Here is a 23,949-nt window from a genome sequence, read left to right as displayed (position 1 = left end):
TTTACTTTCTAACAAGCTTCACTACATTTTCTACGTGAGCTGTATGCGGGAACATATCAACTGGTTGCACATACTCCACTTCATAGCTCTTCATTAATGCTTGTACATCACGTGCTAATGAAGAAGGATTACAAGACACGTACACAACTTGTTTCGGCTTCACTTTTAAAATTGTTTCCAGTAATTTATCATCGCAACCTGTACGTGGTGGGTCGACAACAATTACATCTGGACGCCATCCTTCTTTTACCCATTTCGGTAACCATTGTTCAGCTTTACCTGCTTCATATTTCGTATTTGTAAATCCGTGACGCTTTGCATTTTTTCTTGCATCTGCAATTGCTTCTGGAATTACATCCATACCACGTACTTCCGCTGCATCATTTGCAAGCCAAAGACCGATTGTACCAACACCACAGTACGCATCCACAATCTTCTCGTTTCCTGTTAACGCAGCTGCTTTTTTCGCTTCATTATACAAAACAACTGTTTGCTCTGGATTCAACTGGAAGAATGCACGTGCTGATAATTCAAATGATAAATCGCCAAGTGTTTCTTGAATGACTTCTTTTCCAGCTAATTTAAATGTTTTGTCGCCAAAAATAACAGATGTTTTACGCCAGTTTACATTTTGCATAATTGATTTAACCGCTGGCATCTGTTTTTGTACTTCTGCAATAAATTGTTCTTTATTTGGTAATTCTTCTTTTGTTGTAATAAGTGTAACTTGTACTTCCCCTGTTTGAACTGCAGTACGTGTTACAATTGTGCGTACTAAACCTTTTTGTTCTTTCTCATTGTAAATAGAAACATTTAATTTTTCTAAAATACGTCTTACAACTTTTGTCGCTTCATTCGTTGCTTTATGTTGAATCATACAGTGAGCGATATCAATTAACTGATGTGAGTTTTGTTTATATAGCCCTGTAATAACCTTTTCGTCTTTACGCCCCACTTGTAATTGACTCTTATTACGATAATGCCATGGATTTTCCATGCCAAGCGTTGGGCGAATTTTCTCTTCCATACTATTTTTCATGTACTTCTCAAATGCTTGTACAACGATATCACGCTTTTGATTCAATTGTTCTTTATAATCTAAATGTTGCAGCTGACAACCACCACACTCCTCATATACTGGACACGGTGCTTTCACACGATGCGGTGAAGCTTTACGAACTTTTTTCACTTTCGCTTCAGCGAAGCCCCGCTGAATTTTCGTTGTTTCTGCAACAACTTCTTCTCCTGGTAATGCCCCTGGAATAAAAACAACTTGTCTCTTAAAATAACCAACGCCTTCTCCGTTAATCCCAAGACGTTTAATTGTCACAGGAAACGTTTGACCAACTTCCAACTTACTCTCATGTTGCTTTTGTATCATTATTACACCTCTACTCTATACTTTTCCATAAATATAACGCTGCATAACTGCAGTATGGTTCACACTCTTGTTTCACTTTTTCTAAAAATGCATCATCAGGTTTATCATCTAATTGAAATATACCTTGCACTGCACGCCGAATCCCAATGTCCGCTTTCGGGAACATATTTTTCCGTCCAAGCCCAAACATTAAAAAGTTTTGCACTGTCCATGCACCAATTCCCCTAATTGGCAACAATTGTGCTGAAATGTCTTCTTCCGTCCCATTTTCTATACTCGCTAAATTTAATGTACCACTGACAATACTTCGACCTAATCCTACTATATATTCAGCCTTTCGCTGACTAAACTTCTGCTCTCTCAATTCTTCTATTGAAATATTTGCTACTATTTCCGGAGTGGGGAAAAAGAATACACCGTTCTTCTCTGTTCCATACCGTTTCACAAATTGTTCTGTTAACACAATAGCAAATTTCAAATTTATTTGTTGGTGAATGATACAGCGAAGCAGACAAGCAAAATAATCAAATTCTAAAATAATTGGAGTATAAGCATATGTTTCAAATAGTGGACGTAATGATGTGTTTAAAAAATGATTTTGTATATCTTGAAACGGTTCATTCCAATGAAAAATGGCCCTCATTCGTTTCATGACTTTCTCTGGATCTCCTGTCTGACTAGAAATCCAAAACTGTGGATTTTGAACAGTACCAATCCCTTGTAAGCGAACAACAACCTGTTCCTCGTCTATACAAAGCGGGATATAAATAACTTTCTCATCTAATTGAATGACGTTAAGAGGATCAAAAGATAAACGTTTTAATACTTCTTCAAAATGATACGGATACTCTAACGTAACATGTTCGCTCCACATACGTTTCCCCATCCTTTTTACACATCATTATAGCATGAGAAAACCGTAAGCATACATGCTTACGGTTGATTGCCTTTTACTAAGTCATCTAGACTTTTAAAATGATACCCTTTCTCGCGCAAATCATCAATGATTTTCGCAAGTGCTTCTGCATTATCTTTTGATATTGCATGAAGTAATAAAATAGATCCTGGATGAATCATCGTCATTACATTATTATGCGCATATTGCCATCCTCTTTGCTGATCCACTTTCCAATCCAAAAATGCAAGTGACCAAAATACATTATAATAGCCCATTTCTTTCGTAAGAGCTAACGTTCTTTCACTAAATACACCGCGCGGAGGACGTACATATTTCACTTCTTTTTGCCCAGTTACTTTTTTAATTTCTTCCGTTACACTCGTTAATTCTTCACGAAGTTTCTCATCATTTACCGCTGTAAAATCAGGATGACTCCAAGAATGGTTTCCAATAATATGTCCTTCATCCTTCATTCTTAACAATAAATCTTTTTGCGTTTTAATGTAATGCCCCGTTACAAAGAAAGTTGCTGGTACTTTTTTCTCTTTTAATACATCTAATATTTTCCCTGTGTATCCATTCTCATATCCATTATCAAATGTTAAATAAATATCTTTTTTCTTCGTATCTCCTAAATAAAACCCGCCATTTTTTTGTAATAAATCTGTATATAGCTTTCCTGCATCTGGTACTGTTTCATTTTTAGGACGCGGGATTCCCCAGTTATGTGGAGTATTTGTATAAGCCAGTGCTGAAACTGGAACAAGTGCCATCATAATTGAAAAAATGAGACCGATATATAACCATTTATATTTCATAAATAGTCTCCTTTCCATATATAATCGTACTTGTAGTTTCTGTTGCTACACATTCTTTCATGCTGAACATGTTTTTCTATATATACCAAAAAAATGCATCTCGAATCATTCGAGATGCATTTTTTATTTACTTAAATACTGGCTCTTTAAAGCTAGCTAATTTTTCAAGTGATGTTTTATCAACATCTGCATGTAAGCTATTACCATGAGAGTCCATCGTTACAACTGCTTTAAACCCGTCGATACGTAAATGCCACATTGCTTCCGGAATACCAAATTGTAAGAAATCAACATCTTTCACTTCTTTAATACATTCAGCATAATATTGCGCTGCACCACCGATTGCGTTTAAATATACGCCGCCGTGTTCTTCTAAAGCCGCTAATGTTTTCGCACCCATACCGCCTTTTCCAATGACAGCGCGAATACCGAATTTCTTCATAATATCGCCTTGGTACGGTTCTTCACGAATACTTGTCGTTGGACCTGCCGCTTTAATTTGCCAATTGTCATTTTCATCTTTCACAACAACTGGACCACAGTGGTAAATAATTTGTCCATTTAAATCTACTGGACAATCATTATCCATTAAATGCTTATGGATTGCGTCACGACCTGTATACATCATGCCATTAATTGTTACAACATCACCAACGCGAAGTTCACGAATTTGCTCTTCTGTAATTGGTGCTTGTAATACAATCTCACGTTGCTCTGTTTTTTCTTGTACTTCATGCTGAAGTGTATCTTCACCTTCTTGATATAGCCAATCCATAATGTCTCCTGTTTCAGGATGGATTTTCACACCAAGGCGACGATATGCCCAGCAATTATACGCAACAGATACATAGAAACTAGCTGGCAAACGATTATAGACGCCAATTTTACAACCAAGTAAAGTTGTTTCTCCGCCAAATCCCATCGTACCAATGCCCAGCTTATTCGCATTTTCTAATACGTACTCTTCAAGATGTTGTAACTCTGGTACTGGATTGACATCATCTAATGTACGGAATAATTGATTTTTTGCTAATTCATAACCTGATGTGCGGTCTCCCCCGATACCAACACCAATTACACCAGCGCTACATCCTTGCCCTTGTGCTTGATATACTGCATGAAGAAGGCATTTACGAATCCCTTCTAAATCACGGCCAGCTCGTCCAAGTCCTTCTAGTTCACATGGTAAGCTATATTGAATATTTTTATTCTCACAGCCACCACCTTTTAGGATTAAACGTGCATCAATATAATCTTTTTCCCATTGTTCAAACTTAATCACCGGTGTACCTGGTCCTAAATTATTTCCACTATTATCTCCAAAAAGAGAATCAACAGAATTGGGACGAAGTTTACCATCTTTTGTCGCCCGCTCAAGCGCATTATAGATAGCTTCCTTCAACTTTAATTGATTCACACCAACTGGTGTATAAATTTTAAACGTTGGCATCCCTGTATCTTGGCAAATCGGCGAGATGTTATCATCAGCCATTTTAATATTATTTGTAATTGTGCCAAGTGCCATCGCAGAACGAGTCCCTGCATTTTCTCGCTCTTTCGCTTGTTGAATCGCACGACGAACATCTTTCGGTAAGTTCGTTGACGTTTCAACAATTAGTTGATACATGCTTTCTTGAAGCTTTTCCATTGTTACTTCCCCCTCAATTGTGAACGCTACCAAAACGTTATGAGCTGAAAATTCAATTGTTATGCTCTTTAGCTATTTATTTGTTTCACGCTATTAGAGCATAAATGAAATTTTTCACAACTTGATTATACCTCTTTTTCTATCGTCCTTCTATTACCCGAACAGAAAAAGGCTACCAAATTGGAATTGGTAGCCTTTTTAATATATTATTCGTCTTTTTTAAATTGCTCACATTTTAATTCTAATTCATCTAACATTGCAAGAAGACGATCTACATCTTCTAATTCTACTTCTTCAGGTTCAATTGTATCAATTACTTCAATGAACATATTTAAACGTTCTTTTAAATATACTAATTGTGTATCTTTATCTTGAATTGCTTTTCCCATGAAGGCACTCTCCTTTTAATTCGAGTTGCTTTTATTATACCGCAAAAACGATTGCTATGGGCATGAAATTTCATCAATTTTGTCACAGTCATCCACTATAATGTAAGCCCTCTCTCTTTTCATGCTAAAAAGTTTCACTTTATAAAAAGCACATATTCTTCTATTATAGAGAATGGACAAATTGTTATTTCAATAGTCAAAGGAGTATTTCATATGACGATATCACAAAAAATGAAGCCGATTACTCCTTCTTACGATCCATGGGAAGCGTATATGGACCTTGAAGAGTACGGCAAACTACTATTAACAAATGTTGAATTTACAACGACGACGTTATGCAATATGCGCTGTGAGCATTGCGCTGTTGGTTACACGTTACAGCCGAAAGACCCAAATCCGCTTCCGATGGATCTTTTATTAAAACGATTAGATGAGATTCCTCATTTACGTTCTTTAAGTATTACTGGCGGAGAACCTATGCTTTCAAAAAAATCCGTCGACAACTATGTAACACCACTCTTAAAATATGCCCATGAACGAGGCGTTCGCACTCAAATCAACTCTAACTTAACTATAGATTTAGCACGTTACGAACAGATTATTCCTTATTTAGACGTATTGCATATCTCTCATAACTGGGGAACAATTGATGACTTCGTTGAAGGCGGATTTGCAATGATGGAGCGTAAGCCTACTTACGAACAACGTGCAAAATTATTCGAAAGAATGATTACAAATAGTAAGGCTCTATCAGATGCAGGTGTACTTGTATCGGCCGAAACAATGCTAAACAAAAGAACTCTACCACATATTGAACATATTCACCGCCAAATCGTCGAAGAGATGGGCTGTAAACGTCATGAAGTTCATCCAATGTATCCAAGTGACTTCGCGAGTAATCTAGAGATTTTAACAAAAGCTGAAATTCGTGATGCGATTGAACATTTACTAGAAATTCGCGATGAAAATGCATGGATGCTATTTGGAACTTTACCTTTCTATGCTTGTAGCGATGACGAAAAAGACATAGCTACATTTAAAAAATTGCAAGAGAGCAAAAATGTAACTGTTCGTAACGATCCAGATGGTCGTTCACGCTTAAATGTAAATATTTTTGATGGTAATATTATCGTTACTGATTTTGGTGATGTTCCACTTCTAGGAAACATACAAACAAACACATTACAAGAAGCGTATGAAAAATGGAGCGCTTCAAAAACAGCAAAATCATTAAGCTGTCACTGTCCTGCAGTAAAATGTCTTGGACCAAATGTTCTTGTAAAAAACAGCTACTATCCGACAGAAGATTTCTTATCAAAAACAGCAAACATTACATTATGAAAAAACGTCAGCTTATAAGCTGACGTTTTTTCATGTTATTGCGAGTGGGAAGAAGAAATGAATTTAAAATACAAATGATCATGAATTGGAATAGCCGCTCCAATTCCTTGAGAAGTAATATTTTTCACAACAAGTCTTTTTTGATTTCCCTTTAATACAAGATACACTTCTCCAAATGTTACTTTTCCCTTTTCATTTACTGCTGGTGTATAAGCGTATAAATATCCGAGTTGACTCGGACTAATATTATACACACGCTCATGTCCAGTACCATAACCAATAGTTGTTTTAAACGAAAGGGGCAATTGTACTTTTTCAAGCGCTTTGAGAAGCATCATTTTTTTCACATCTGCAGCATCTTTCATATCTGCTGTTAAATCGCCTTCAACCGTCTTTTGTGTTTCTTGCTTATAGCGAAGTGGATACAAACGGTCTCCTCCGCGATTATCATACACATTTCGATTCACTTGTTTATATTCCCAATTAATCGATGTGTCTACTGATTCATAATGTAAAGCCCATTGACCTAAATAAATTTTTGCCCGATACCCTACTGCAAGCGGAGCATTTGAAATTGTCGTTTCATTAAACATCCGAATTAAGTCTGGATTTTCAATTTTAATATTAGCCGTTTTCAATAGCTCTTGAGCAAATTTACTTGGTTGTAAACGTGGCAAATCTTGCGCATCATTTGGAAATGTATTGTCTTTTGAAATATTTAAAACAGATGAAGGCATTTTTGTTCCTACTGTTGTCTTTGCAAAACTCATGTTAGGAAATAATAAAATAAACGAGACCATAGTTGAAAGACATATGCTGTATACTCGTTTCACCTGTCTGGCTCCTTCCTATGTAGGTATATATACTACTTCGTTTATTGTTTTCTCTGAGCGCAATTGTTATGCCTATTTTTCATAATAAATAAAAACCAATTCCCATAATGACATACGCCGCTAGTAAAGTGCCACCTTCAAACCAGTTTGTATCTCCATCATTGGAAATCGCAATCGTTAAGAAAACGGCTGTAATCATAGACACAAGTTCTGGTATGGTAAATACTAAAGGCATCCTTTGCGCGAAGAACATAGATAGCAATACTAATACAGGAGCAACAAACATGGCGATTTGTAATGTAGAGCCTATTGCAATTTCGACTGCAATATTTACTTTATTTTTATAAGCCATAATAATTGCAGACGCATGTTCCGCTGCATTCCCAACAATTGCAACGATAATAACCCCTATAAATAACTCTGACCAACCAAATGACTTTGCAACAGTTTCAAAAGTATGTACGAGTGCCTCTGACACATAAGCTACTGCCAGTGTTGCTATCGCTAAAATAAGGAGCGCCTTCCCTTTTGACCACTCTGGCTCTTCTTCATGCGCTACTTCGTCACTTTTATGTTGATATACACCACGGTGCGTAACTAACTTAAATAGTAATGCAGCAAGGTACATGATAATCATAATAATAGAAACACCTATACTTAATTGATACGTCTTGCCAGCGTCCATCTTCATTGAAAAGATCTCTGGAATAACAAAGGCCACAACAACAGCAAATATTAATAAAGCTGAATTATGCCTTGCATCATATACATTAAAACTTTGTCTTTTGTATTTAAGACCTCCAACAAAGAAAGATAACCCTCCTACCAATAATAAATTTCCAAGTACAGAACCGGTTAAAGAAGCTAACACCACTTCAATTAACCCTGCTTGAAGTGCAAAAATTGAAATGATAAGTTCAACAGCATTACCGAAAGTAGCATTTAATAATCCGCCTATTCTAGGACCAGAAACAATTGCTAGACTCTCTGTTGCTCTCCCCATAAAACCAGCTAATGCGATAATCGTAATACAATACACAGCGAACATAATTGTTTCTGGCCAATGAAGTGTTTTTCCAAGTACAGATAGTGGTACACCTATAAGCGCTACTATAAGAAATATTTTATTAAACATGCTTTTCATCCTTCCATCGTATGTATTTCTCCTCAATATTATTATTATTCTTCTCCTAACTTGTCCGATTTCATCACAATTACGTTTAAAAAATCGGATTGAAGAAAACAGTATGAAAGATATTTAAATTATCTTGTTTAAACAGACAGAATTATAAATTGTGAAAAGGGGTTAAAATTATGCACTTAAAAGAAAAAATCGCAACTATTATTCAAGGTCAACGTACTGGTGTATTATCTACAGTACGAAATGAGAAACCTCATAGCGCCTTTATGATGTTTTTCCATGAAGATTTTGTACTATATGTTGCAACAGATCGACAATCAAAAAAGATAACAGATATTGAACAAAATCCTAATGTCCATGTACTACTCGGACGAGAAGGAAAAAAATTAGATGAAGATTATATTGAAGTTGAAGGGTTAGCTTCAATCGAGGAAGACTCAACATTAAAAAACAAGTTTTGGAATAATAGCTTAAAACGTTGGTTACTCGGTCCTGAAGACCCTAATTACGTATTGATCAAAATCAATCCCGACACAATTTATTACATCGATGGTGCGGGTACGACGGAGCCTGAGTTTTTACGACTATAAAATAAAACAAGCCCCCCCTTAGGTGGGCTTGTTTTGTCGAAAAGTTCTTTTAAAAAAAATAATAAAATAGGTGGAACTTTCCAAAGATTCTGTTATATAATAGCAGTAACTTAAATAAACTGTATTAAAACAGATTGAGAGGAGAAATAAAATTGATGAAGAGAGAAGAACGCAAAAATATGATTGAGTTTATTGAAAAGAAAAAAGGGATTGAGCGTGAAGAATTATTGTTTATGACAGACGATGAAGTAGAACATATTTATAATGTAACGTACTTTTTATATGAGGAAATTGCAGAGTAGTATAATAATCCCCACCTTATTAAAAATATAAGGTGGGGATTATTTCGTTATTTAGCCCACTATTTACAGGCAGTAAAACTCCCACCTTAAAATTCAGGTGGAGCAAGAAGTTAAGTTGAAGTCGTGCTTCCTATAAAGCTCAATTGCTTCAACTTTATACATGAGAATCATTTTCATGTATAATACTGTAAGATTGGAGGAATTTTACTATGAGTTCGTGGCTCTTATTTGCACTATTATCAGCAATTGCTGCTGCCCTTGTATCGATTTTTGGAAAGTTTGGTTTAGACGGCATCGATGCAAACGTTGCAACAACAATTCGATCTATTATTATGGCATTATTTATGATAGGCGTTATTATCATACAAGGTAAATTTCAAAATATCGGCGACGTACTGCTAAATAAAAAAGCACTGCTATTTATCACATTAAGTGGGATTGCAGGTGCTTCTTCATGGCTATTTTATTTTCTTGCCCTCAAAACAGGAAAGGTTTCACAAGTAGCTCCTGTCGATAAATTAAGCGTCGTATTTTCTATCATTCTCGCTATGATTATCCTCGGTGAAAAGTTAAACTTTATGACCGGCGTTGGTGTAGTCTTTATTACAGCTGGTGTATTATTTATTGCTTTCAGCTAAAAAAACCGCTATTAGCGGTTTTTCTTTTTCTTTATGTACAACCATACAACACATGTAACAACTGCTGAAATTAATAAAATCCATATTCCATAATGATGTAAACTATACTCAACGAAGCGCCACTTCTCGCCTAATTTCCAGCCAAGCCCAATAAAAACACTTATCCAAATGAGCGCACCACCGTAAGCGTACAAACAAAAACGCCAAAGTGTCAAATTTGATACCCCAGCAAAATATGCTGTTAAATGACGTACGCCCGGTATAAAATAACCAATCATTAAAAGAAATGGCCCATATTTTTCAAATAAAATATGTGTTTTTTCAATGTGATGTTCTTTAATTCTAATTTTCGGCCCATATTTCTTTAAAACAGGGAGCCCAAGTTTTAAACCTAATATGTAGCTTAACGTGATCCCTAACATCGCACCAGCCATCCCACTTAAAAAAGCAGCAGTTCCTGACATAACTCCTTTTGAAACATTATAACCAACAAAGGTCAATAAAAACTCGTCTGGTATCGGTAATCCGACAATCCCACCAGCCAAAGCTATAACAATTCCAAAATAGCCATAATGCGCGATTAACTCGCCAATATGTTGTTCCATTCGGAAGACACATCCTATGCACGGTCGTTATTCCACATTGTACCCTTTCTATCTTTAAGGCAAACATGGTATACATATTCACTATACATTGTTTTTATAATGAACTCTACTTCTATTCTTTCCTTTAACAGAGATAAAGGAAAACTTTACTCAGTGGGAGTTTTGTTCATCCTCTACTAATTATTAACCTATGCCAATCTTGCTTTTACAGACATCCCGACTCCACATAACTCACTTACATTCACCAATTTTGAGATTAGATTCTTATTGCCCGCAAATAACCCGATAAAAAATAAAAATTCATATGCGTGTTTTTTTGTTACAATAAAGGAAAGTTACTTTTCGCAACGGTTTAACTCTCAAGAAAAATGATATATCTAGCAAAAACATAGTTTGGTCTATATAATGCAACTTCTACCTATTAAAAGAACATACACCCTTTTACATACAACATCATTTTTCTAAATTATACAGGGGGGAACGAACATGACCATTGAAAATCAATTTATTCAAAAAGTTTACTATAAAACATTTTTAACAGAAGAAACTTCTACTCCTGCATCGGAAATACTCGGTGAAGCATATATAAATGAATCTAAAAATGAATTCTCCAACATTTCTAATATTCGATTTGCTCAAGGTGAATTTTATTATCAAAATAAAGATTTTGAAGCAGCTATATTTAAATGGGAAAAAGTAAATAATGCTCTTGCACTTTGGGCGACAAAAAATATTGCAGATGCTTATTTTGAACTAGGATTCTTACCAAAGGCAGAAGAAATTTATCAATCTATTCAAACGGAAGATACGACTCTTACGATGGAGGTTTCCTTACAACTTCTTTCTCTTTATATCGAACAAGATCGTTTAGGACTCGCTTTTAAGACGATTAGTGAAGCTGTTGCATTCCAACCGGATTACCCAAATATTACTGCAATTGCACGTTCTTTCTATGAAAAACAAGAAGATTGGAACAACGCTATCGAACTAGCTGTTCAAGAAGGTATCCGAACACAATCTTTACACTGGTTTGATACGTTAATAACTTACATAAACAAAGGATTTACAAAAAACATTAAGCCTGAATATTTCTATGAGTCTTTAAAAGCTCTATATGCTGTTGATCAAGCTCAATTTAAAGAACTTGTTATTGCTCTTTGGAATAGCTATCAACATGAATCCTTATACCTTCCTTGGATTCAAAGTATTAATCATTTATTCTTGCATATTGAAACAGACAATAATGACGATTGGAATGAAATTTCTACTCGCTACCAAGAAACATACTTTGCATTAATTACCGGAAATCATTTTATGCATGAATTAAACGGACTTGTACCAAATCTATTAACAAATTGGTTCAGTTTAACGAAAGCAAAAGATTCTCTAGTTGTCTCTGCAGCAGTGTTAGCATGGAATGAAGTCTCACCTACAACTTTAGAATCATTACTCGTAAAAAGTGCTGGATCCTTACTTTCTAATACATCAGCTGAAGCAGATGTAAATATGGAAACAGTTTCTCATTTATTCGAAACAATCGCTGTATGGGCTGAGAAAAATGATGTAGATTTAAGTCATCAATTTACGCTACTCGTCCATGAACTATGTGATTTAAATGTCACACCAATACTAATAGCTGGAACTAGTGACCATGATAAAACATCATTTGTTAATTCAATATTAGGAGAGAACATCTTAACTGAAACTTTAACAACTCCTATTCTATTTAAAGACGCTAGTCAAACTGAAATAACAGAATTTACCGAGTTAGATATAAGAAATATCCCTAACCTTGATGAATTCCATCAAATAACGGCTACATCTGCTCAGTCAGAACTTGAGAAAAAATGTATAGAAATTAAGCTACCAAGTAGGTTTTTAAGAAAAAATAAGTTTACATTTCTTATTACACCATCCATTCAAGAACAATTGGATAAAAACAATGCATACTTTGAATACTTACAAGCAGCAGATAGCCTTGTATACGTATTAAATTCTTCTTCACCATTGCATAGTCAAGAAATTGATACGTTAATTTATTTACGTGAACAAGTACCAAACTTACAAATTCACTTCGTATCACACACAAATAATACGACTACTAATGAAAAACTAATTAGTAAACTTAAAGTACATTTTCCAGATGCACAATTCTTCCCATACTCTCCTTCGCAAGAGAGTAGCCAGCAACTTGGAGATGTAACAGAATCTATTCTTTCTAATCTTGCAAAACGCGATATAGAAAAAGAACGTATAGAAAAGCTAATATGGTTTACGCAAAAGACAATTGCTTATCTCATAAATGAACGTGTGGAATTAGAAAATACATTAGTAAAATCCGTACGCTGGAATAAACACATCTCAGTGAAACTTACTGGATTTATTAATAACCTTACTGCTCTTGAAAAAGATAAAATTCGCTCTATTACCGAATCCTATCTTTTAACGAAAGAAGAAATTACACGAGATATACATTCTCAAATCCCTGAATTATTACAGAGCTGCTCTGATCTTGTTCAAGAAGATAGTGATTTCAAACTAGTTCATGAAGAATTAAATGCTGCAATGAATGAACGAGTTCAAAAGCATGTACAACAGGTACTTCTTCCTAAATTTACTGGGTCTATTCAAGAATGGATTGAAACAGCACATAATGAATTTATTCAAGCTCAAGCTTATTTAGATGAAATGAGTGAAACGTTTAATAAATTATATAAAGAAGAACGTATGAAACTTCCTTGCGATTTCAAATTATTAGATGATTGGAATCGAGATGTTGTACGAATGACAAATCGAATTACAGTAACGAACATCAATATTTTATTACGCTTTACACCGACACAGTTTTTCTTAAAAAGTGCCGGAAAATTATTTGGTAATATGCAAAAAAACCAATCTATGCTCGCCAACAAATATAAACAATATATTGAAACAGAAGACTATACAGAAATTGCTCACACAATTTCAAAACAATTCTTCCTTCAATTTGAAGTATTTGAAGGTGCATTAGAACGTGATATCATGATGTTCTTCAAAGATCCACTTAATATATTGAAACAAAATGTAGATGCAGCTCAACTTGAGATAAAGGAAGACGAGCAAACATTAGCAACGCTAAGAAGCAATCCAGAAACATATCATGATCCTTTGGCGTTATTTAAACTACAATTGCTACAACATAAATTCGTTTTAAGTACTACAAAGAAACATGAAAATATGTTCGTATCTAACGAATCTCCTACTGTTTAACAAAAAAACCAAGCAAACTAAAATTTGCTTGGTTTTTTACTTTATTATTTTCATATGTTCAAACGGATAATAAATGCCTGCTAACTTTCCTAACACATCTTCTCTATCAATAAAACCTAAACCATTTCTACTATCTTTACTTATTAAGCGATTATCTCCCATAACAAAAATCTTATTTTTAGGAACTGTAATCGGTCCAAAGTCCTCTGTTAAATTCATAAGTTTTTTTTCTGCTTGTTTTTTATTACTATCCAAATACTCTTCATCTTTCACTTCAGAATTTACATATAATTGATCATTTCTCATCTCAATTATATCTCCAGATAATCCAATCACTCTTTTGACATAAAAATTATCTGTTTTCACAACAATAATGTCTTCTCTCCCATAGCTTTCAAATTGTTTTGCTAACTTATTAACAATTACCTTATCTCCATCTTGCAACGTTGGCCTCATAGATGCTCCTTTTACAGTCGTAGGGAAAAACACAAAAATTTTCGCCAAAAACACCAATAAACATGCAATTGCAATAGTTCCAAAGAATTCACGCCAACGTTTTTTCTTTTGCATCATTTCACCATCTCATCATCTTTTTACTTTTATTATAAATAATACAACCGATATTTTTCTACAAAATTCTGAATTATAAAATTATAATATTAGAAATTTAAAAATGGTAATACTGATCAAATTAAACAAGCAAAAAAGATACTCTCAAAATAGTCTATCCACTATTTTGAGAGTATCTTTTTATAATCCCACATATACAATACACATTTGAGCAGCTACATATGTAAACCAAATCCAAAGTGGCTCATACTTCAATTTACGCCCTCCGATATCTGTCACGCCAATAATAAAATCAGAAATCACAAACAGTAAACCACCAAACGCTGGTATCCACCATATTCCTGTATTTTCATAATATAAGGCGAATGCAAAGCAAGCCATTCCTCCAACCCACAATCCGTAAATTAGAGCTCCTATCGTAAACAATTTATCCTGTTTATCATTTCGGATAAAGAAGAACCATCCTACAATTAGAAAGAGCCCATATACGAGTAAACCAATCCAAAAACCATTCCACGAAATTCCTGTTTGCAAAAATGCTTTTACGTAAAAACAATGAGCAAGAGCGAAAGTAACCATCCCTCCAATTAACCTGTGACCAATTGGAATCAGCCCAGCCATAAACAAATCTCCCACAGTCGATAAAGTCATACCAAGTGCAACCCACGTACTATACTCTACAGATGGATCTTGTAACCATATCCAAATTGCACTACCTGTTAAAGAAAAACTAAGAATAAGACGGATTGCTAAAGGTAACGGCATATTATCTTTCGTTCTTTTTGTCTGCCGCATTGCATAAATTGCACCAATTAAAAAAAGAAGTATTTGCCCAATTAACACCACGTAAAGTAGATTCATAATATGTTCTCCTCAATAAATGCTTTTTGTATCTTTTTTCGTTACACTTAGTCTATTATCCTTTTTCTATAAAAAAAGAAGAACAGTACTGTTCTTCCATTGTAATCGCTTTTCTGCTTTCTATGCTACTTGTTTTTCTTTCTCTATTTTTTGCTTAGCTGGCGTCCGATTTACCACAATAATTCCCGCGGCTACACATGCTAAACCGAGTAACACAAATGAATGAATTGCTTCACCTAAAATCATGCTCGATAATAACACACCAAATACGGGTATAAAGAACATATACATAGATACTTTTCCAACCTTATTGTACTTCATAATTGTATTCCAAATGCAAAAACCAGCTGCAGATAAGAAAGATAAATAAATCAGCATAAGTAGTGCATGTAGACTAAATGTAAATGGCATGACTCCAACTTGTAAAGCCCCTATACATAATAATCCTATAGAACCAAACATCATTTGGTATGCTGTCATATAGCCAACATCTAATGTTTTACTACCTTCTTTTGCTAATATGTTTCCATATGAATACAGCATTGCTGCACTAAGAAGTAATAAGCTTCCGATTCCAAAATGAAATGATAAGCTACCATCACTCGGCACATTTACTAAAACGACGCCACAAAAACCAATCGATACCCCAATTATTTTTCTTATATTGAGAGCATCATCTTTATATAAAAAATGGGCGAGTAAAATTTGAAAGAATGATGATGTCCCTGAAATGATAGCTCCTTCAATTCCTGAACTATAACTCATTCCAATGTAAAAACAGATATATTGAAGAAACGTTTGGAATAAACCAATTTGTATTAACTGTTTCCCCGTTCCTTTTTTGAAGCTCATATCTTTTCCTAACACTTTAAAGAATAATAAGAGTATGACTCCAGATAACAAGAAACGATAACCGGCAAATAATATTTGTTCTCCAACTTCTTGTGGTTGAATTCCAAGTTCAGCATAACTTAACTTAATAAAAGGAAATGCGCTTCCCCATAAAAAAGTTGCTACTATTGCAGCAATAAATACGCCAATCGGATGGGTAAAAAATTTCTCTGTCTTCACTTGTTGTCTTCCTTTCCGACCTTTTTATGAACAATATTCATATATACCAAAGGAATTGCGAAAACACAAGTTTTCCGTTTATACTTGAAACAAAACCGTACCATCTCATAAAAACATATGATATACTATAGAATAATTACAACATAATAACTATTAAAAACAGATTCAACAGAAATGCTGCTATCCATTATGGATGGCAGCTTTCGTCGTTTTATAGGGGTTTCGATTTTGATTATTTTTCTCAATAAGAATTCGGAAGGAGCGAGTAGTAATGAACTCAGAAGTAAAAACGTTACACGCAAAAGAAACAATTTCTCATCCCTCTTTATGGGACACATTAAAAAAACATTATGAACTTGTATTTGCATTGGCATCTGGTATTTTTATTTTAGCTGGCTGGCTATTCACAAAGAACGATGCAATGAATGCAGGTATTACTTGCTATATCCTTGCTTATATAGTTGGTGGATATGCAAAAGCGAAAGAAGGAATTGAAGATACGATTGAAGAAAAAGAGCTAAATGTTGAAATGCTAATGCTCTTTGCAGCTATCGGTGCTGCAATTATTGGCTACTGGGCAGAAGGGGCTATTTTAATCTTCATCTTTGCGCTCAGCGGTGCTATGGAATCTTATACATTAAGTAAGAGCCAAAAAGAAATTTCCGCTCTTCTTGACTTACAACCCGAAGAAGCATTACGCATTTCCAACGGAACAGAGGAACGTATTCCTGTTGGAGAGTTACAAATTAACGACATTATTTTAATTAAACCAGGTGAACGTGTTCCTGCTGACGGTACGATTCATAACGGTGAAACAAATATCGATGAAGCAGCAATCACGGGAGAACCTATTCCAAATGAGAAAAGACATGGCGATGAAGTATTTGCAGGTACTGTAAATTTACGTGGTGCTATCGAAGTTAAAATTACGAAGCCGAGCGATCAAACATTATTCCAAAAAATTATCCGTCTCGTACAAAGTGCACAAAGTGAAAAATCACCATCACAACTATTCATCGAAAAGTTTGAAGGAACATACGTAAAAGGTGTACTACTCGTTGTTGCGCTTATGATGTTCGTTCCTCATTTCTTACTTGACTGGAGCTGGAATGAAACGTTTTATCGCGCTATGATCTTACTTGTAGTCGCATCTCCTTGTGCACTCGTTGCTGCCATTACACCAGCAACGTTATCTGCAATTTCTAACGGAGCAAGAAATGGAATTCTCTTTAAAGGTGGCATACATTTAGAACGCCTCGCTTCAGTAAAAGCAATCGCCTTTGATAAAACAGGAACATTAACAGAAGGAAAACCTACCGTAACAGATATATATGTTCGAGAAAATATGACAGAAAAAGAAGTACTTTCTATTACAGCATCAATTGAAAGTCACTCTACACATCCTTTGGCTGAATCTATTGTTAAATATGCACAACATGCGTACGACATTACATTAAAAAAACCAGAAAAGGTTGAAGATGTAACTGGTTTTGGGCTAAAAGGAATATTCGAAAACAACGCTTATAAAATAGGTAAAGCTGATTTTATCGGTGAAGAAACAAACACATTTCATAATGGTATTTCTGCCTCACTTGAAAAGGAAGGTAAAACTGTCGTTTATATTAGTGATGAGGGAGGCATTCTTGGACTTATCGCTTTAAAAGATACGCTTCGCCAAGAAACAATAGCTGCTATTCGTGATTTACAAAGCATTGGTGTCGAAGCAATTATGATTACTGGAGATAATGAAGAAACGGCAAAAGCAATTGCCTCTGAAAGTAATATAAAGGAATATTACGCATCATGCTTACCAGAAACAAAAGTTGAAACGATTAAAAAGTTAAAAGAAAAATACGGTACAGTAGCAATGGTCGGAGACGGTATAAATGATGCACCTGCACTAGCTACTGCTAGCATTGGTGTCGCAATGGGAGAAGGAACAGATGTAGCTTTAGAAACTGCGGATGTTGTACTGATGAAGAACGAACTATCTCGTCTTTCTCAAGCAATCCGTCTATCAAAACGAATGAATCGTATTGTGAAGCAAAACGTAATCTTTTCGCTAGCCGTTATTGCCATGCTAATTTGTTCAAACTTCTTGCAATTTTTAGCTCTTCCATTCGGTGTTATTGGCCATGAAGGAAGTACGATTCTTGTCATTTTGAATGGCTTACGATTATTAAAAGGAAGCAAATAAAACGGGTCCCTCATAGAGGACCCGTTTTTTTTAATGATAGCTATTATGACCGTTCGCACTGCTACTCGTTTTATGCTTTGGATGCGAACTGCTCTTTTGTTTATTATTACTTTTATTATTATGGTTCTTTTTATTATTACTCATGAAATATCCCCCCTGTTCCTTTTTATTATGGAACAAGAGCTCATTATTCATTACGGGAATTATTGTCACCGGTTCTATAATGGTGGAGTAAACCATTAATTTCACCGCCAAGTAAAATTACCCATCCAGTTAAGTAAAACCATAACATTAAAATAATGATACCACCGAGACCACCATATGTATTGGCGTAATTCGCAAACTTATCTACATAATAAGCAAATGAGTACGATACCACAATCCATCCTACAGTAGCAAATAACGCCCCTGAAATAACTTCTCTTCTTTTTAACTTTCGATCTGGTGCAAATGTATATAAGAAACTAAACAAAGCAAATAGCACGAAGAAACTCGCTACTAATCGTGTAATGCTCCATACGAAAGAAAAACTATCTGATAAACCGAGTGCTTTAAACACTGCTGCTCCAATAACTTGTCCGAATACCGGAACAATTAACGCAAAGACAATCATAAAAATAATAGCTAATGTAAACACAATTGATAACGCTCTTGTTGTAATAAAAGAACGTGTTTCTTTCACGTCATAAGCGCGGTTAAAAGCATTCATAACCGCATTAACACCATTTGAGGCAAACCATAACATGGATAATAAACCAAATGATAATAAACCACCATTTTGCTGGTTTACAACTTTATCTACATTTACCTCAATTAAGTTCATTGCATCATCTGGTACATAAACCTCTAATAAACTAAGCACATCCTCTGTTTGAATGGGAATAAATCCAAGAAGCGTAATTAAGAAAACGAGCCCAGGAAAAATTGCAAGCAAGAAGAAATAAGCGAGCTGTGCTGCCAAGCCCGCTACATCATCGCGCATCGTCCGGTCATATAAATCTTTACCAAACGAATAAGTACGATTTCTTCTCACTTTTTCTAAAATTTTTCTCATATATGTTTAAACGCTTTTCTTCTCTTCTTTATCTTGCTTTAACTCAATGTACGCTTCAGTTTTTTTTTCCACTGCATTTGAGTCTTTCATAAATAATTCACGCGCTTCTTTCATACCACCATCTTCAGCAACTATTGGCTCTTCTTCTACTTTCAACTCATCTACCTTTGGAGATACAGCTTGAATTTCAATCGTTTCTGGCTTTTCTTCTGGCTCAACTTTTTTCTTACTAAAAATTTCTTTCGTTTCTTTTAACGTCTCTACAACAGATGGCGTTAATTTTTTAATTTCTGCTACTTTCGCTTTTACCACATTGAAATCAGCAAGTTCGCGTCCTTTATCTGTAACAGTTTGCACTTTTTCTTTGATCTTTGCATTTTCGCCAATTTCAATCATCTTTGTTTTTGCTTTTTCTGCAGTATTTTTTACTTTTTCACGATTTTCTTTCTTCAACATAGATACAGCTACACCTGCAGCTACACCAATCGCAATGTTTCGAGCAATATTATTTTTCTTTGCCATATTCCTTCACCCTTTCATTTCTTATGTTAGAAAGTATTTCTTTCTAAGCTTCCTCATATTCCTTGTTCATTTCGAATGAAAGCTAATAGCTTTGCACACCCTTCTGTTACAAGGTCATATACTTCTTGGAAATTCCCTGTATAGTAAGGGTCGGGAACGTCTGTCCAGCCACCGTCTGGAACAAAATCGGACAGCCTACCAATATAGCCTCCAGTTTTACCTAAACTTTTTAAATCTGCTATATTCTTGTTGTCCATGGCAATAATATAATCAAACTTTGTTAAGTCTTCTTTTTCTACTTGCCTTGCTTTAATTCCTTCAAAAGTGACTGCATTTTCTTTTAAAATTTTTTGTGTTCCTTTATGTGGCGGATGGCCAACATGCCAATCTCCAGTTCCTGCAGAATCAATGACAATTTTCTCTTCAAGTCCCTCTTTTACGACAAGATTTCGAAAAATCGCTTCTGCCATCGGAGAACGGCAAATGTTCCCAAGACAAACAAACAATACTTGAACCATATTTTTGTTTCTTCCCTTCTTGGTGCATTTCTTAATATATACTTATAGTATAAACAACCAATTATTAAATATAAAGGAAATCCCTACTAATTTAATGGGATTGAAAAGATTCATTAACGAAAATGATAAAAAATGTTAAGATAGCCTTATGTTATTTTAAAGGGGGACACTTCGGTGGATTTATCCGTAAAGTCAGAAGAAAACGTTGAATACATGGTCGAAGCTATTAAAGAAAAATTACGTATGGTTAATGCTGGAGCGATGAGAGCTGCTAGTTTTAACGAAGAAATGTACGAAGATTTACGTGACATTTATGATCATGTTATGAAACGTGAAACATTCAGCATTAGTGAAATGCAAGCTATTACAGAAGAATTAGGTACATTAATTAAAAAGTAAAAAAGCCTCTCTTATATGAGGCTCTTTTTTATTTCCAACAAATTCATGACAACTCTTCTCTTTCCCTCAACCAACTGTAAAATATTGTACAATAGAAGTAGAACCTCACCTTAGATTTTTTCTCCATACATACTACTCACAAATAATAGCAACACTACCATTGCTAACTGTTTTTACTGGAGGTGCTTACTTATGAGCAATTGGTACAGTAAGACGAAAGATCAAACATTAATTGACCTAGAAACAAACGAACAACACGGTTTAACAGATGAAATTGTAAGTGAACGTTTAAAGCAATACGGTTCTAATGAATTAGCTACAAAACAAAAACGCACTTTATTGCAGCGTATTTTCGCCCAAATTAATGACGTCCTCGTATATGTCCTTATTATTGCAGCCCTTATTTCTGCCTTTGTAGGTGAATGGGCAGATGCAAGTATCATTGCGCTCGTTGTAGTTTTAAATGCTGTTATCGGTGTCGTCCAAGAATCGAAAGCAGAACAAGCCTTAGAGGCATTGAAAAAGATGGCGACACCTAAAGCTATCGTCAAGCGAGATGGTGGACTAAAAGAAATTCCATCTGAGCACGTCGTTCCAGGTGATATCGTTATGCTCGACGCCGGACGATATATCCCATGCGATTTACGCCTGATCGAAACCGCAAATTTAAAAGTTGAAGAATCTGCTCTAACTGGTGAATCTGTCCCTGTTGATAAAGATGCAATCTACCACCCTTCCATGCAAAGTGATGAGCAAGTACCACTCGGTGATCAAAAGAATATGGCCTTTATGTCTACTCTTGTTACATATGGACGAGGCGTCGGTGTTGCTGTTGAAACTGGAATGAACTCACAAATTGGTAAGATTGCTACCCTTTTACATGAAGCTGACGATGATATGACACCACTTCAAAAAAGCTTAGCACAAGTCGGAAAGTATTTAGGCTTTGTTGCTGTAGCTATTTGTATCGTGATGTTTCTCATAGGCTTTTTACAAGGACGAGATACACTAGAAATGTTTATGACTGCAATTAGTTTAGCCGTTGCAGCTATTCCAGAAGGTTTGCCAGCTATCGTTTCCATCGTTCTTGCAATTGGTGTGCAACGTATGATTAAACAAAACGTTATCATTCGGAAACTACCAGCTGTTGAAGCCCTCGGTTCTGTCACAATTATTTGTTCAGATAAAACAGGTACGTTAACGCAAAATAAAATGACCGTTACTCACTTTTATAGTGATAACACATACGATCGCTTAGAGAGTTTAAATGTAAATAATGATGCGCAACGTCTATTGTTAGAAAATATGGTGCTATGTAATGATGCGTCTTACAATAACGAATCACAAACGGGAGACCCGACTGAAATTGCTCTTCTCGTTGCCGGAACCACCTTTAATATGCAAAAAGATCATTTAGAAAAAATACATGAACGTGTTAACGAAGTACCTTTCGATTCAGATCGTAAAATGATGTCAACTGTACATACATACGATGAAAGCTACTATAGCATGACGAAAGGCGCTATTGATAAGCTCTTACCCCGATGTACCCATATTTTTAAAAACGGCAAAATCGAGATTTTAACTGATTCTGATAAAAATCAAATATTAAAAGCTGCCGGATCAATGTCTCAAGAAGCTTTAAGAGTACTTTCATTCGCATTTAAACAATACGATTCAAACGATGTGGATATAAATCATCTTGAAAAAAATCTTATCTTTATTGGTCTTGTCGGTATGATTGATCCACCACGAACTGAAGTGAAAGATTCAATTAAAGAATGTAAAAAAGCCGGTATTCGCACAGTTATGATTACTGGTGACCATAAAGATACCGCCTTTGCAATTGCCAAAGAACTTGGCATTGCTGAAGAAATATCGGAAATTATGATTGGAACTGAATTAGATAACATTTCTGATACAGAACTAGCTAGCAAAATTAATCATTTAAATGTATTCGCTAGAGTCTCTCCAGAGCATAAAGTGAAAATTGTAAAAGCATTACGCGCGAAAGGAAATATCGTTTCTATGACTGGTGATGGTGTCAATGACGCTCCATCTTTAAAGCAAGCTGATGTTGGCGTAGCGATGGGCATTACAGGAACAGACGTTGCAAAAGGGGCAGCAGATGTCGTGTTAACAGATGATAATTTCTCATCTATTGTGAAAGCCGTTGAAGAAGGTAGAAATATTTATCGTAACATAAAAAAATCAATTCTCTTCCTACTCTCTTGTAACTTCGGAGAAATTATCGCTTTATTTTTAGCGATTTTACTCGGCTGGGCAACACCACTACGACCTATTCATATTTTGTGGGTGAATTTAATTACAGATACACTGCCTGCATTATCACTTGGGGTTGATCCTGAAGATCCAGATGTGATGAAGGAAAAACCACGACATGCGAAAGAAAGCTTATTTAGTGGCAGCGTTCCTTTCCTGATTTTCAATGGAGTTATCATTGGACTTTTAACGCTAATAGCTTTTATCGCCGGAGCAAAATTCTATACTGGAGATACAAATTTATTCCCTCTTTTCCCAGAGCGAATTGATGACGATGCTCTATTACATGCTCAAACGATGGCATTTGTCGTTCTTAGTTTTTCTCAGCTCGTTCATTCATTTAACTTGCGTTCAAGAACGAAATCAATTTTTTCAATTGGGATCTTTACAAATAAATATTTAGTTTTCTCCCTTCTTATCGGTGTTCTTATGCAAGTTTGTATCATCTCCATCCCGCCCCTTGCAAATATATTCGGTGTACATGCATTAACGATGCGAGATTGGGGATTTGTTCTCTTATTAAGTATCATTCCACTTATTGTGAATGAGATTATTAAATTAGTGAAGAGAAACTAAAAGGCAATGAGGAATAGTCCTCATTGCCTTTTCATTTATCCTACTATTTTCCGTGCAGTAAAACT

Annotated in this window: 22 protein-coding genes; 8 read left to right on the top strand and 14 right to left on the bottom strand. The window is 35.2% G+C overall.

Annotated features, from left to right (window positions below; genetic code table 11):
• Nucleotide 1 precedes the first annotated feature (1 nt).
• The 5 genes from rlmD to GBN91_RS22575 form a co-directional block, all read right to left on the bottom strand.
• Entirely contained in the window at nucleotides 2-1,381 is a 1,380-nt protein-coding gene (rlmD, locus tag GBN91_RS22595) for a 23S rRNA (uracil(1939)-C(5))-methyltransferase RlmD (RefSeq protein ID WP_152122397.1), read from the bottom strand.
• A gap of 10 nt (nucleotides 1,382-1,391) precedes the next feature.
• A complete protein-coding gene (locus GBN91_RS22590) occupies nucleotides 1,392-2,255 on the bottom strand; it encodes a DNA-3-methyladenine glycosylase family protein (protein WP_152122395.1) in 864 nt (287 codons plus the stop codon).
• Between the two features lie 59 nt (nucleotides 2,256-2,314).
• Nucleotides 2,315-3,097: a delta-lactam-biosynthetic de-N-acetylase gene (gene pdaA, locus GBN91_RS22585; protein WP_000875956.1), complete on the bottom strand. Its 783-nt coding sequence runs from the start codon at nucleotides 3,095-3,097 to the stop codon at nucleotides 2,315-2,317.
• 127 nt (nucleotides 3,098-3,224) lie between these two features.
• On the bottom strand, nucleotides 3,225-4,745 hold the full coding sequence (gene fumA / locus GBN91_RS22580) for a class I fumarate hydratase (protein ID WP_000413523.1): 1,521 nt from the start codon (nucleotides 4,743-4,745) through the stop codon (nucleotides 3,225-3,227).
• A gap of 206 nt (nucleotides 4,746-4,951) precedes the next feature.
• Nucleotides 4,952-5,134, bottom strand: a complete 183-nt coding sequence (locus GBN91_RS22575; RefSeq protein WP_000513558.1) for an SE1561 family protein — start codon at nucleotides 5,132-5,134, stop codon at nucleotides 4,952-4,954.
• 213 nt (nucleotides 5,135-5,347) lie between these two features.
• On the opposite strand from GBN91_RS22575, the gene yfkAB reads away from it, so the two are divergent.
• Nucleotides 5,348-6,475: a radical SAM/CxCxxxxC motif protein YfkAB gene (gene yfkAB / locus GBN91_RS22570; RefSeq protein ID WP_152122393.1), complete on the top strand. Its 1,128-nt coding sequence runs from the start codon at nucleotides 5,348-5,350 to the stop codon at nucleotides 6,473-6,475.
• 35 nt (nucleotides 6,476-6,510) lie between these two features.
• Here yfkAB and GBN91_RS22565 read toward each other — a convergent pair whose 3' ends face one another.
• Both GBN91_RS22565 and cax read right to left on the bottom strand, forming a co-directional pair.
• Complete coding sequence (locus tag GBN91_RS22565; protein ID WP_002102695.1) at nucleotides 6,511-7,308, bottom strand: YfkD famly protein; 798 nt, start codon at nucleotides 7,306-7,308, stop codon at nucleotides 6,511-6,513.
• A gap of 79 nt (nucleotides 7,309-7,387) precedes the next feature.
• Complete coding sequence (cax, locus tag GBN91_RS22560; RefSeq protein WP_000482133.1) at nucleotides 7,388-8,443, bottom strand: calcium/proton exchanger; 1,056 nt, start codon at nucleotides 8,441-8,443, stop codon at nucleotides 7,388-7,390.
• Nucleotides 8,444-8,622: 179 nt separating this feature from the next.
• Here cax and GBN91_RS22555 point away from each other — a divergent pair, with 179 nt between their 5' ends.
• The 3 genes from GBN91_RS22555 to GBN91_RS22545 all read left to right on the top strand — a co-directional run bounded on the left by GBN91_RS22555 (nucleotide 8,623) and on the right by GBN91_RS22545 (nucleotide 9,979).
• Nucleotides 8,623-9,039: a pyridoxamine 5'-phosphate oxidase family protein gene (locus GBN91_RS22555; RefSeq protein WP_000550220.1), complete on the top strand. Its 417-nt coding sequence runs from the start codon at nucleotides 8,623-8,625 to the stop codon at nucleotides 9,037-9,039.
• A 155-nt stretch (nucleotides 9,040-9,194) separates the two neighbouring features.
• Nucleotides 9,195-9,341, top strand: coding sequence for a BH0509 family protein (locus GBN91_RS22550; RefSeq protein ID WP_026008701.1), 147 nt, complete (start codon nucleotides 9,195-9,197; stop codon nucleotides 9,339-9,341).
• A gap of 209 nt (nucleotides 9,342-9,550) precedes the next feature.
• A complete protein-coding gene (locus tag GBN91_RS22545) occupies nucleotides 9,551-9,979 on the top strand; it encodes an EamA family transporter (protein ID WP_000100295.1) in 429 nt (142 codons plus the stop codon).
• Nucleotides 9,980-9,990: 11 nt separating this feature from the next.
• Here GBN91_RS22545 and GBN91_RS22540 read toward each other — a convergent pair whose 3' ends face one another.
• A complete protein-coding gene (locus tag GBN91_RS22540) occupies nucleotides 9,991-10,584 on the bottom strand; it encodes a DedA family protein (RefSeq protein WP_000434878.1) in 594 nt (197 codons plus the stop codon).
• 486 nt (nucleotides 10,585-11,070) lie between these two features.
• Between GBN91_RS22540 and GBN91_RS22535 the strand changes: the two genes are divergently transcribed.
• On the top strand, nucleotides 11,071-13,833 hold the full coding sequence (locus GBN91_RS22535; protein ID WP_152122391.1) for a tetratricopeptide repeat protein: 2,763 nt from the start codon (nucleotides 11,071-11,073) through the stop codon (nucleotides 13,831-13,833).
• A gap of 36 nt (nucleotides 13,834-13,869) precedes the next feature.
• On the opposite strand, the gene lepB is transcribed toward GBN91_RS22535, so the two are convergent.
• From lepB to GBN91_RS22520, 3 genes are all read right to left on the bottom strand, one after another.
• On the bottom strand, nucleotides 13,870-14,406 hold the full coding sequence (gene lepB / locus GBN91_RS22530) for a signal peptidase I (protein ID WP_000983310.1): 537 nt from the start codon (nucleotides 14,404-14,406) through the stop codon (nucleotides 13,870-13,872).
• A 177-nt stretch (nucleotides 14,407-14,583) separates the two neighbouring features.
• Nucleotides 14,584-15,264, bottom strand: coding sequence for a lysoplasmalogenase (locus tag GBN91_RS22525; protein WP_001051080.1), 681 nt, complete (start codon nucleotides 15,262-15,264; stop codon nucleotides 14,584-14,586).
• Between the two features lie 120 nt (nucleotides 15,265-15,384).
• Nucleotides 15,385-16,335, bottom strand: coding sequence for a DMT family transporter (locus GBN91_RS22520; protein WP_000845693.1), 951 nt, complete (start codon nucleotides 16,333-16,335; stop codon nucleotides 15,385-15,387).
• Nucleotides 16,336-16,606: 271 nt separating this feature from the next.
• On the opposite strand from GBN91_RS22520, the gene GBN91_RS22515 reads away from it, so the two are divergent.
• On the top strand, nucleotides 16,607-18,532 hold the full coding sequence (locus GBN91_RS22515) for a heavy metal translocating P-type ATPase (protein WP_152122389.1): 1,926 nt from the start codon (nucleotides 16,607-16,609) through the stop codon (nucleotides 18,530-18,532).
• 187 nt (nucleotides 18,533-18,719) lie between these two features.
• On the opposite strand, the gene GBN91_RS22510 is transcribed toward GBN91_RS22515, so the two are convergent.
• The 3 genes from GBN91_RS22510 to GBN91_RS22500 are packed head-to-tail and all read right to left on the bottom strand — an operon-like array spanning nucleotide 18,720 to nucleotide 20,626.
• A complete protein-coding gene (locus GBN91_RS22510; protein ID WP_001226536.1) occupies nucleotides 18,720-19,586 on the bottom strand; it encodes a YihY/virulence factor BrkB family protein in 867 nt (288 codons plus the stop codon).
• Between the two features lie 6 nt (nucleotides 19,587-19,592).
• The gene (locus GBN91_RS22505) at nucleotides 19,593-20,108 is read right to left on the bottom strand and encodes a DUF4075 domain-containing protein (protein ID WP_001085389.1); all 516 of its coding nucleotides are present in this window, start codon (nucleotides 20,106-20,108) and stop codon (nucleotides 19,593-19,595) included.
• Between the two features lie 53 nt (nucleotides 20,109-20,161).
• Nucleotides 20,162-20,626: a low molecular weight protein-tyrosine-phosphatase gene (locus tag GBN91_RS22500; protein ID WP_000250916.1), complete on the bottom strand. Its 465-nt coding sequence runs from the start codon at nucleotides 20,624-20,626 to the stop codon at nucleotides 20,162-20,164.
• A gap of 174 nt (nucleotides 20,627-20,800) precedes the next feature.
• On the opposite strand from GBN91_RS22500, the gene GBN91_RS22495 reads away from it, so the two are divergent.
• Both GBN91_RS22495 and GBN91_RS22490 read left to right on the top strand, forming a co-directional pair.
• Nucleotides 20,801-21,025: a DUF1128 domain-containing protein gene (locus GBN91_RS22495; RefSeq protein WP_000366196.1), complete on the top strand. Its 225-nt coding sequence runs from the start codon at nucleotides 20,801-20,803 to the stop codon at nucleotides 21,023-21,025.
• Nucleotides 21,026-21,217: 192 nt separating this feature from the next.
• The gene (locus GBN91_RS22490) at nucleotides 21,218-23,884 is read left to right on the top strand and encodes a cation-translocating P-type ATPase (protein ID WP_152122388.1); all 2,667 of its coding nucleotides are present in this window, start codon (nucleotides 21,218-21,220) and stop codon (nucleotides 23,882-23,884) included.
• Nucleotides 23,885-23,949: the final 65 nt, after the last annotated feature.

Source organism: Bacillus sp. B1-WWTP-T-0.5-Post-4 (genome assembly GCF_009183795.1).
Lineage (GTDB): Bacteria > Bacillota > Bacilli > Bacillales > Bacillaceae_G > Bacillus_A > Bacillus_A cereus.
This window is presented reverse-complemented; position numbering and strand designations above follow the sequence as displayed.